This is a genomic window from Chloroflexota bacterium (assembly GCA_016219275.1).
GTDB lineage: Bacteria > Chloroflexota > Anaerolineae > UBA4142 > UBA4142 > JACRBM01.
The window spans coordinates 48,028-58,400 of sequence record JACRBM010000037.1; the positions used below are offsets into that span (position 1 = coordinate 48,028).

The 10,373-nt window shown below is 58.3% G+C and carries 8 protein-coding genes and 1 pseudogene; all 9 read right to left on the reverse strand.

All coding sequences use genetic code 11. The features are described 5' to 3' along the window. Positions 1 to 82 precede the first annotated feature (82 nt). Positions 83 to 433: pseudogene (locus tag HY868_08085) on the reverse strand (transcriptional regulator). Between the two features lie 13 nt (positions 434 to 446). After that, positions 447 to 740: a type II toxin-antitoxin system HigB family toxin gene (locus HY868_08090; GenBank protein MBI5302080.1), complete on the reverse strand. Its 294-nt coding sequence runs from the start codon at positions 738 to 740 to the stop codon at positions 447 to 449. 48 nt (positions 741 to 788) lie between these two features. Further along, complete coding sequence (locus HY868_08095; protein ID MBI5302081.1) at positions 789 to 3,884, reverse strand: heparinase II/III family protein; 3,096 nt, start codon at positions 3,882 to 3,884, stop codon at positions 789 to 791. Next, entirely contained in the window at positions 3,881 to 4,744 is an 864-nt protein-coding gene (locus HY868_08100; GenBank protein ID MBI5302082.1) for a DegV family protein, read from the reverse strand. The genes HY868_08095 and HY868_08100 overlap by 4 nt, the downstream gene beginning before the upstream one ends. A 107-nt stretch (positions 4,745 to 4,851) precedes the next feature. Next, positions 4,852 to 5,712 (reverse strand): site-specific DNA-methyltransferase, encoded by an 861-nt coding sequence (locus tag HY868_08105; protein ID MBI5302083.1) that lies wholly within the window; start codon positions 5,710 to 5,712, stop codon positions 4,852 to 4,854. Between the two features lie 12 nt (positions 5,713 to 5,724). Then, on the reverse strand, positions 5,725 to 7,908 hold the full coding sequence (locus HY868_08110) for a glycosyltransferase family 39 protein (protein MBI5302084.1): 2,184 nt from the start codon (positions 7,906 to 7,908) through the stop codon (positions 5,725 to 5,727). After that, positions 7,901 to 8,254 (reverse strand): hypothetical protein, encoded by a 354-nt coding sequence (locus HY868_08115; GenBank protein MBI5302085.1) that lies wholly within the window; start codon positions 8,252 to 8,254, stop codon positions 7,901 to 7,903. The genes HY868_08110 and HY868_08115 overlap by 8 nt, the downstream gene beginning before the upstream one ends. 9 nt (positions 8,255 to 8,263) lie before the next feature. Further along, complete coding sequence (locus HY868_08120) at positions 8,264 to 9,706, reverse strand: O-antigen ligase family protein (GenBank protein ID MBI5302086.1); 1,443 nt, start codon at positions 9,704 to 9,706, stop codon at positions 8,264 to 8,266. A 24-nt stretch (positions 9,707 to 9,730) separates the two neighbouring features. Then, a complete protein-coding gene (locus HY868_08125; protein ID MBI5302087.1) occupies positions 9,731 to 10,285 on the reverse strand; it encodes a hypothetical protein in 555 nt (184 codons plus the stop codon). Positions 10,286 to 10,373 lie beyond the last annotated feature (88 nt).

The window sequence follows — 10,373 nt, forward strand, 5'->3', positions numbered from 1 at the left end:
ATGTCAACCCCTTGCCCAAACGGCGTTTTGGCGGAACCGGTTGGGCACGTTGCCGCGCGAGCGGTTTAGCTACGCGATACGATTGCAAAAGAACATCGGCAGAAATACCCAGACCCTGATTCAGGTTGCGAACCATCGTAATCGAAAGCGCGCGCCGACGATTCAGCACCTCGGCAACCCGCGCGCGACTGCCGATAAACGGCTCCAAATCACGCCGCGATAATCCACGACTTTCAAGGTGGTACAAGATCGCTTCAATCGGATCAGGCAACGGAATGACGTATTGACGCGACTCGTACGCCTCGATCAACGTTGTCCAAATCTCAAGACGATTTCCCGCCGGCGTGCCGGGCTTGGCGTCGAACAAGCGCTCTACCTCTGCCAACGCGGCGCGATGTTCGGTTTCTGTTTTGATCGGTTTGATTTCTAACATACTTTACCTCTAATCAAATTGTCGTAGCATCAATTTGATCATACTCGGCATGAGTTCCCACAAATCGGATGTACACAATCCCAAAGCGATACTGAATCGCGACAATCAAACGATAGCGGTTTCCTTTGATGTTAAAGACAACCCGCTGATCATTCACGATACTTGCATTTCGATACGTCGCTTTGATCTCGGACGGATTTGCCCATGTCGAATGCCTGACATCATGGTACCACGCCTGCAACACTTGGCGTGAATCAGGGTGTCTCTCCCAAAACGCACGCAATGTTTTGACTGCAATGACTCGCATACGTTTATTATATCATGATCCCGTTTTGGGAGCAAGCGCAGTTTTCACTCAACGAATCTCCACAATCACCACCTCACCCTCACGTTTGAACTCGACGGGCTTGCCGTTCACGTTCACTTGCGTCGCGTTCGGCGCGAGGACGCGCAGCGTCACGCCGCGCGTTTCGGTCGTGAGCGCAAGCGCGTTGCCGGCGAATCCCAGTTGCGCCGTCACTGGTGCGGAACTTGTGAGCAACACGCGGATCCCCTCCGCCACAAACTTGGTCGCGTTCGCGACGACGAGCGTTTGCATTTGATTTGACGCGTTCTGCCGAACGTACGCCACCGATGCATCCGTCGAGTACACACCGAACAAACGCTCGCTCGACGTGCCATCCGCGAACATGATCGAATCGGCGAACGCGCCGGGCGCGACAACACGCACGCCCTCGCCGAGCGGTTCGAACGCAGTAATGCGCGGCGTGGCGCGATACGGCTCGAACAACGCGGTAAAGGTCGTCGCGGTCATTTGACGCCGCGCCAACGCGAATGGAACCGCCGCGTTGCGTTCGTCAATCCCCGTACCGAACACAATCGTCGTATCGGGCGCGCCGAGCATCCGCACCTGCACACGCGCGAGACTGCCTTCGAAATCTTCGATCACGCGTCGCCCCGAAGGAAACGTCAAGGCGAGATTGTCGGCGAGAATTGTTCCCGCGCGCTTGCCATTCGCCGTGCGATTGATCTGCAACGCGATTTGCGTGATCGGCAAATCCATCACGCGGTCATTGTTGCCCGCGCCCGCCGTGCCCCACGACTTGTCCACGATCAACGCGATCGTTTGCCAGCCACTCCAGTTGATCGCGCCGACTTCTTTCGTGAACTTTTCGCCGGTCGCATCCATAATGCGAAGCGTGAGTCTATTGTTCGACGCGTCGCCGAACACGCGCGCTTCGATGCGCGTCGGCATTTCATTCGGCACATCGAGATGGTTGGAGAGGTACACCGCGTACCCATCGGCGACCAACGCAAAATCGTAATCGAGTTGTCCGGCGAACGTGTCTTGCGTGCGCGTGATCGTGAACGACGAGGTGATGCCCTCGCGTCCGTTGAACACGCTGCCGTACCGTTCGCCAACCGCGCTCAAATCCCAGGTCGCGTTCCACGCGTCATTCGTCAGCGCGGCGCGCGGATTCGCGAGATGTTCGTAGCCGTTCTTTTTCGGCAGCGCCGTGTACGGCGCGAGCGAAATTGGCGTCGTTAGTGAACCAGGGTTGTGATAAATCCAATCGAACCGATGCGCCGCGCGGTCGAGCGATGTCACGCGCGTGAGATCGAGCCAATAGTCCGGCGTAAGCGCGAGTGTGCGCGTGATCGCCGCGGTTTTGTACGCCGCACCCGCATCCGCCGTTGCCAGACTGAACGCGGGTAAACCGACAAAGCGTTGTAAGTTGCCGGTCGCTTCGGCTTGATTCTGTTCGTCCACGACAATCGTGTTGTGCGCGACGGTCATCTTGTCCCAGGTGTTGTGCGATGCCGCCGCGTACGAGTGCGTCCCAGGATCGAGCGCGAGCGTACGACCCAGCCCAAATGTAATGTAACCCAGTTTGTCGTAGTGCCCGTGCCCGCCGCCGTGCGGACCGAAATCGAGCGCGAGGTAACGCTCATCGCCCGCGCGGAGAATCGCGTAACCGGCTTTGGGTAATGCAATACTCGCTTGCGCCGGCGCGCTCGCACTCGGCAGATTGTCCGCGCCCCACAGCAACGCTTGCCAACTGCGCGCGCCGCGCAAAACCGCGAGCATCGCCGGGTCGCGATAACGTTGATAGCCAATCTCGTACAGCCACGCGCGCGCGGAAAGCGTCGTGCCGCTATCGTCGTTGAACGGCGGAAGCATTCCATCAGGCATCGCCATCGCGATGGGCGCAGTCAGCATCGCGCGCAGATTCGGTTGCGCGTACGGCTCCAAGCCGACGCGGTCGCCCATCTCGGCGAGATACAACATCGGCTGCAACGTAAAATAGTGATAACCCCACGATCCTTCCCACCAAAAACCATCCGCCGCCGCGCCCTGCGCGATTTGAACCAGGAATCCATTTTCCGGATCCGCGTACGCGTCCGAGACGAGTTTGTCATCTTCGAGTGCGAATCCCGCGGCGGCAAGCGCGGCATTGTGCCAGGTCTGCCAGTTGCTCAACTTGACACGATTGCCCTGGATGTTCGCGGCCGCCTGACGCAAAACATTGTCCGCGATTTTCGTGCGGTCTGCCGGCGTGAGTGCGTCGTTAATCAAATCGAACGACCATGCAACTTGGATGAGCCACTCTGCTTCGTCCAGCGTTTGCGCGGTCGCCTTGCCGCCGCTGCGCGCCTTGCCGCCGTCTTTATCGTGTTGCGCGTACGCTGGATACGCATTGGCATACGCGCGCAAAATCGTCGCGGCGTTCTCCGCGTATTTCTTGTCGCCGGTGAGTTGATACGCCAAACCCAGGTCGCGCGCATACTCGGCGAGGTCGAGATGGCGGTTCTGGTAAATCACTTCGTCGTACAACGTCGGACGGTTCGTAAACGTGGGCGACGCGTAATACTTGCCGTCGCTCGGACAAAAATGCGGCGGCGTGTGCGTGGGATCGTACTTGAGACGCAAACCGTCCGGGCAAATGTACCACAACGACCACTGCCCGCCGGTCGGCGGCAAATCGGGCGATTTGAGGTTGTACTGTCGGAGGTAGTTCGCCGGGTACGCATCCGCGTTGCGCATGATTTGATCGCGCGCGTCGCGCGCCCACGCGGATTGTTCGACCCAGGTCTTGATGCGCGCAAAATCGTGCGCGTCGAGGAGCGTGCGCGGCGCGTTGCGTTTCGGCAGCGCCGCGCCGATTTTGTACGCCGCGCGCGTCGGCACCGGCAACGAGGTCGCGGTCGGTGCAGCAGTCGTCGCGGTCGCGAGGGTCGCGGTCGGCGCGACGCGCGTGGGCGATGGCGCGGTTGTGACTGTCGGACTCGCGCGCGTTGGTACGCTCGTCGGCGTAGGCGTCGCGCACGCGGTCAGCGCGATTAAAACTAGGACGCAGACGCGCGCAGATCGCTTCGCGCGCGCATTGAAGAAATAATCCGCGTTGATCCGCGTTGATCCGCGTCCCAATTTCGCGCGCGTAAATTTCACGGAATCTCCGGGAAGGCGTCGAGCGGCGCGTACGCAATGCCGACCAAACTCGGTCCGGTGTGCGCGCCGAGCACCGGCGCAATTGGTCCGACCGGGAGCCACGTGCACTTGAACAGTTCGTCCATGCGCTGGCGGAGGAATTGCGCGCCGTCGGGATTGAACGCGTGCATGATTTGCGCGCGCAACGCGATCCCCGGTTTGTACTGTGACGCGATGTGATCGGCAAGTTTGAGAATCGCTTTTTCGAACGAGCGCGCTTGACCGTACTGCGCGTACTTACCCAACACTTTTTCGACGCCGATGATCGGTTTGATGTTCAACACGGACGCGATCAGACCTTTCATGTGACTGATGCGCCCGCCGTGAATCAGGTACTTGAGTTCAGCGAGCGTGTAAATCGTATCCGTCACCGCGCGGATGCGGTCGAGCAATTCGATAATTTTGTCCATCGCCCAACCGGCTTGCGCCGCGCGCGCGGCGGCGAACACTTGCCACCCTTCCGCGCCCGACAACGTTTTCGTGTCCACGAACGTCACGCGCGCTTCGGGTACCATCTCCGCGCCGGCGTGCGCCGAATTGAGTGTACCGCTCAAGCCGGACGAAATGTGAATCGAAAGAATTTCCGGATCGGTCTTGGCAAGTTCGCGATACAGGTCGGCGAAATCGCCGGGCGAGGGTTGCGAGGTCGTCGGAAAACTTTCCGTGGACGCGAGTAATTTGTAAAACTCGGTCGGCTGAATGTCCACGCCGCTCCGATACGTTTTGCCGTCGAGCGTAAAGGTGAGCGGGACGAGGTGAATGTTCAATCCTTGCATTTGCTCAAGGGCAAGGTCCATTCCGCGATCACTGACGATGTGCATAAGTCTCCTTTTCCCTTCGGGTCATTCGGTATGTCAAAGTTCCAGGCACGCGTCTGCCGCGAGCCAAAATAGTTTCGCTCGTTCCAAAACAGGATAGCGTTTTCGCATCAGGTTTGCTTCACGGGTGGACACGCGGATTTTAGCGCGCGACGCGCCTGGGTATAGTACGTCGCGTCCATTTCAAAGCCGACAAAATCCACGCCGAGTTCGACGCACGCGCGCGCGGTGTGCCCAATACCCAGGAACGGATCCACCACGAGTTGTGCGCGCGCCAAGCCGTGTAACTGAATACACTGCTTGGGAATTTTTACCGGGAACGTCGCAGGGTGCGGGCGTTCCTCCGTGCGGTCGCGAATCGTTTTGTACGGCACGAACCAGGTATTGCCGCGACAACGCTTGTCGCGCTTGCCGCCCCAGCGCGCGATATTTGTCTTGTCTTGGTACGCCACGCCGATGGCGAGACGATCCAATTTCACGTCACCGCGTTTGGTCAGATGAAAAATGTACTCGTGGCAATCGTTCACATAGCGCGGGCTGTTGATCGGTTTGTAATGTCCAAGCGCAACATCCTGGGTGATCCCAGGATAATTGCCCACGTCCGCTTTTTCAATCGCAATGGACTTGATCCAGTGAATTACGTTTTGCAATACGAAATACTTTTGCATCACGGCAAGTACCTGGAACGGCACCCCTGGATCGGTCGGTTTGCTGCCGACGTTCAGAAACAACGCGCCGTCGTCGCGCAACACCTCGCACACGATTTGCGCCCACTCGCCCAGCCACGCGAGGTACGCGTCGCGCGGCAGCGTGTCGTCGTATTTTTTATAGCGAATGCCGAGATTGTACGGCGGCGACGTGACGACCACATCCACCGCCTGCGGCGCGAGGTGTGCACGCATGCCGGCGAGACAATCCTCGTTGTAGAGCGTGAACGTATGCCCGTTGTGTTTACACGAGTACGATTTCATCGGAAACCTGGCTCATTGATTTGTCACCCGTACATTCGTCAACACAACTTGACCATTCTCCGCGACCCACTTGCCGGGCGGCGCATCGAGCGGCTCGTTCGTGCGCGGATCGTACAGCGCGACGCGCAACGTGTAATCGCCCGGCGCAGTTTTCGCCGGCACGCGCACGCGAATCGGTTCGCGCAGAATTTCGCCGGGCGTCCAACGCGACGTGCCGAGCGCGTTGCCAATCGGCAATTCATCGGACGAGGCAACAAGTGTGCCGTCCGCCGCGAACAATCCGACGAACATGCGCGCGTCCACGTTCGTCGGTTCTTGAGCGCGCCAGTAAATCGTCACGTCGAGCGGCTCGCCCGCGCGGACAATCGTCGTCGCCGGCTCGAACGCGAGCAGCGCGATGCGATTGCCGAGCAAAATCTCGCGACGCGTCGCGCGCGTGGGCAGTTCGCGCAGTCCGGTACGTCGCGTGATATAACCCTGCACCCGCGCAAACGATTCGCCGGCGAAACCTTGATCATCAATAATTCGTCCGCGCGTGGCGAGGTAATCGCGCACAACGCCGTCCGGGTCCACGACCGTATCGTACAAGCGCAACATCCACACACGCTCGTGCGCGGCAAATACGCGGTCGAGCGCGGCGCGGGTCGCATCCGCCGTCGTCGCGTAGAAATCGGACTCGGCGCTACCCCAACCCAGACTCGCGCTGCCACCAATTGAGCCGGTTTGTAGAACAATCGGCGCGGCGCGCTGGTCCACCAAACGCTGAATTGTGCCGAGCGAAATATTGCTGGGCGGATATTCTGTCACACGTCCGCGCCACGCGACGGGCTGATCGAAATAGACCACGAACGCGGTGTAGGTGTAACCGGCGTTGATGAGAATTGCGTCGCCGGGTCGCCAGTGTTCGGAAAGGTAATGCACCGCGCCGCGTAGATCGTCTTTGGCATAACGCGGCTCGAACCAAAAATTGTAATCCGAGTACACCACTGCCGCGCCGAACACGAGCGCGCCGAGCAACAACGAAATCGCGTACTTGCGCCATTCGATATTCATCGCGCTCAAGCGCGCGATGCCCACGGCAAGCAAAATGTAAAACGCGGGTGAGTAGGTAAACACGTAGCGGACGTGATACAGCGGTTTCCAGAGCGAGAGCGCGTAGATGATCGCGAGGGGAACGAAGGTGTAGCCGAGCAAGAACCAAGCAGCCGTGAAGCGAATGGCGAATGGCGGATTGTGTGTACCGTCGTCAGCGGTCGGCGGTTGGCGGTCGGTAATGAGCGTGAACACGATGAGCGCGGCGAGCAACAATAACAAGAGCCAGGTCAGCGACGCGTCGAGCGATTGACCGAACACGAGTGCGGAGAACGCTTCGGCGAACGCGGTGGGCAACGCGATGAGCGAACGCCAGGGCGGCACCGGCGGATCGGTTGCCTGGCGGAACGCGATGGGAAGCCAGGACGCGAAGAGGAGCACGGTAGAGAACTGGGACGCGAGCCAGGCGCGGATGGCAAATGGCGAATGGCGAATGGCGGTTTGTGCGCGAATGAACCAGACGAGCGCGGCGAGGTTTTGAAAGACGAGGAGAAACGCGAAATAGTACAGCGTGTACATTCCCAACGCGCTGATGAGAGCGTACGCGATCAAGATGCGGCGGGACTGTTGACTGTTGACTGTTGACTGTTGACTGATCAACCGCACGAACAAGAACGTGGACGCGAGACCCAGGGTTGCGCCGAGCGTGTACATCCGCACTTCTTGCGAGTACCACAAATTGTACGGCGACAGCGCGACGAGCAACGCGGCGACAACCCCCACGCGTTGATCGAACCATTCGCGCGCGACACGATACGTGAGCGCGATGAGAAGCACGCCGAAGAAGAGCGAGAGAAACGCCATCGCAAATTCCGACCACCCGGCGAGTTGTCCCCAGAAATGCAAAAGATAATAGTAGAGCGGCGGATGAATATCACCGGCGGTGTGACGCGTGAGCGCGAGCAAATCTTTTTGCGCGAGGAACACGCTCACCGTTTCGTCGTACCACAAACTTGCGATGCCGAGGCGATAGAGGCGCAACGCGAATGCGGCGAGCAGAATCAGTGGGAGCCAGACGCGCGCGGAGAGCAGATTGCGGATGGCAAATGGCAAACCTGGGTGAGAACTGGGATGGGAAATTCCGGCAGAGGGGAGACTATTCACGGGGAAGTTTAAAGTTTTTCGGAAGCAATTCGTTGATTATTTTCGGATCATTGCCAAATGCGTCAGTGGGAGTATCTTTGCTCCACACTTCTATTGCAAATTCCCAGGTCAGTCGCAACTCACGGCGAAGCTTGGGAAGAATTTCATGCCAATAAGCACGAATTTGTTTCAGCGTCAGATAATTCCAAATGTCTTCCCAGCGCGCGGATTCCATAGTCCGCACCATCATCTGAACTTTTTCGTACTCGTTATCGCCACGCAAAATCGCGCGCACGTCTTCTTCGCTGAGATCGTAATCCCAGATAAAGTACGGACGTTGTTTGCCGCTGGTGGTTTGCTCGCCCATGGCAACATTCTAAGTCAGAGTATCGGGCTTGTCAACGCGCGACGCCAGCGCCATCGTCGCCATGCCCAAGCCAACGTAGAGCCAAAAGAGCGCGGCGGCGTGCACAAATTTCAAGTTGAAGAAATAGTGATCCACCAATCCGCCGATCATCGCGCCGAGTAACGCGCCGGCGAGTCCCAGCAAAATCGGCGCGAGTTCTTCGTCGCGCGCGAGTCCGGCGAACCAGGTTTGCGCCGCGCGATTAAAAAACATCCCCATCGTGATGAGAAACGCGCCCAAGCCCAGCAACCCCATCTCTTCCGCCATCAGCAAGTATACCGACGACACGCCGATGTACGTGTCAATGTCCGGCGAACTGCCAAAGCCGACTCCGAAAAACGGATAGCGCGCGATCAACGTGAACGCGTCCTTGTACTCGCCGAGTCGCATCTGAGTCGCGCGGTCGCTCGCGGTGAATGCATCCAACAAGTGCCCGACGTACTCTTGCGTGAACGGTAAAAACAAGAACACGACGCCGCCCAGTAAAATCACCGCGATGATCGGACGATAACGCACCGTCGCGATGACGACGAGCGCCATCACCAAGCCGAGCAACGCGCCGCGCGAAAAGGTCAGCACCAAGCACAGGAACATCGTGCCCGCCATCGCGATGGCGAGCGGACGCGGGAGAATCGGCTTGCGCGCGAAAATTTGCGGCGCGGACAGAGCGGTCACGAGAATCAGCAAACCGCCGAGCACGTTCGGGTCCACCGACGTTGAAATCGCGCGCATCGGATTCGCCGGGTCGTCTTCGATAAACCGCAGAATCCCATCGCCGCTCGGATACTTGAACACGCGCAGAATCGAGAGCAAATAGATCGTCGTGTTGCGCGGCAGGACGTAAAACACGATACCGATTGCCGCCGCCAAAAATCCGGCGAGGATGAGCGCGATGATTACGCGCTTGAGCGTCTCACGCGATTGCACCGTGTTGACGACGACAAAGAACATTGTGATCGCGATGAGCACCTCGACGAACTGGCGCAACACCTGGGTCGTGACGGACGAGTGACCCAGCCCGGCGATGAACGAGAATACGGCGAGCACGAGGAACACCAGCACTGGCACGCCGAGCGGCGTCGCGACAAAATCGCCGCCCTGCCGCGTGACGCCGCGCATGACCCACATCGCGAACAACGCGATGAGCGCGAGATCGAGAAACGTGGGATTGAAACCCAGGTTGATCGGCAACGCGCCGAACGGCAACAGCACGGCGACCGCGATCACCGCGTACAGTCCGTATTCGATATTCGAGAGCACGATGGCGGCGGCGATGACGCCGAGTACGAGCGCGAACGCGATGACCGGCGAACCGAACGCGACGAGCGCGCCGAGCGCAACTGCGAGCGCGATGCCGAGGATGGTGAGTACGGTAGTTAGTTTGGTACTGTTTTCGGAAAGGGTTGAGAGCATTTGGTTGGGTGGTTGGACGAATCGCTAATCTTTGCCGCTGTTAAAATGGAGGAGTTTTGCCCAGTCAATTGTGCCATCATCCTGGCAGAAATCGTTGGTGAATTCGCGGACATAACGATTCACTGCCTTTTGATACGCTGACCGATATTCCTGACGATGTTTCTTGATAATCTCCTCTTCCATTAAATCAATCAACTTCTGATAAAATTCTGGGTCGCCAGTCAATTCTTCCCAAAATGCTTGACCGGAGATGTCACGATAGACTTTGGCTTTGGTAGCCGGAGTCTGCTTTTTGCCGTACGCGTGTCCCAGAATGGGATCGAATTGCTTGCGGAGTTTTGCTACACGCCTGCGAAGCGTTTCAAATTCGTCGCTCTGCCGTTTAACCTGACTGGAGTTGAAAGGATTGGGCCCCGACTTGACCGAAATAGCAATGTAGCGATCTTGCGTTTCAATTTGTATGTCCATGCCCTCATTTGGGGAAACCACTCCACCTGAAACCGCTTTGGCAATCGGTTCAAAAAAAGGTAACTGCTCAGGCGGTTGATGCAGGTTGCGTAGCCAAGATGGGCGGCACATAGGGTGTTCCTTGCAACGCCGACTTGAGTGCATCCAAGACCCGCTGTCCGTTTTTCTGCGCGGTGGAAATGTAACTGCGAACTTGGCA

Excerpts from the sequence above, each read along its gene's own strand:
- HY868_08100 (MBI5302082.1), bottom strand. The coding sequence starts at position 4,744 with ATGCACATCGTCAGTGATCGCGGAATGGACCTTGCCCTTGAGCAAATG.
- HY868_08105 (MBI5302083.1), bottom strand. The coding sequence starts at position 5,712 with ATGAAATCGTACTCGTGTAAACACAACGGGCATACGTTCACGCTCTAC.
- HY868_08120 (MBI5302086.1), bottom strand. The coding sequence starts at position 9,706 with ATGCTCTCAACCCTTTCCGAAAACAGTACCAAACTAACTACCGTACTC.
- HY868_08090 (MBI5302080.1), bottom strand. The coding sequence starts at position 740 with ATGCGAGTCATTGCAGTCAAAACATTGCGTGCGTTTTGGGAGAGACAC.
- HY868_08125 (MBI5302087.1), bottom strand. The coding sequence starts at position 10,285 with ATGTGCCGCCCATCTTGGCTACGCAACCTGCATCAACCGCCTGAGCAG.
- HY868_08115 (MBI5302085.1), bottom strand. The coding sequence starts at position 8,254 with ATGGGCGAGCAAACCACCAGCGGCAAACAACGTCCGTACTTTATCTGG.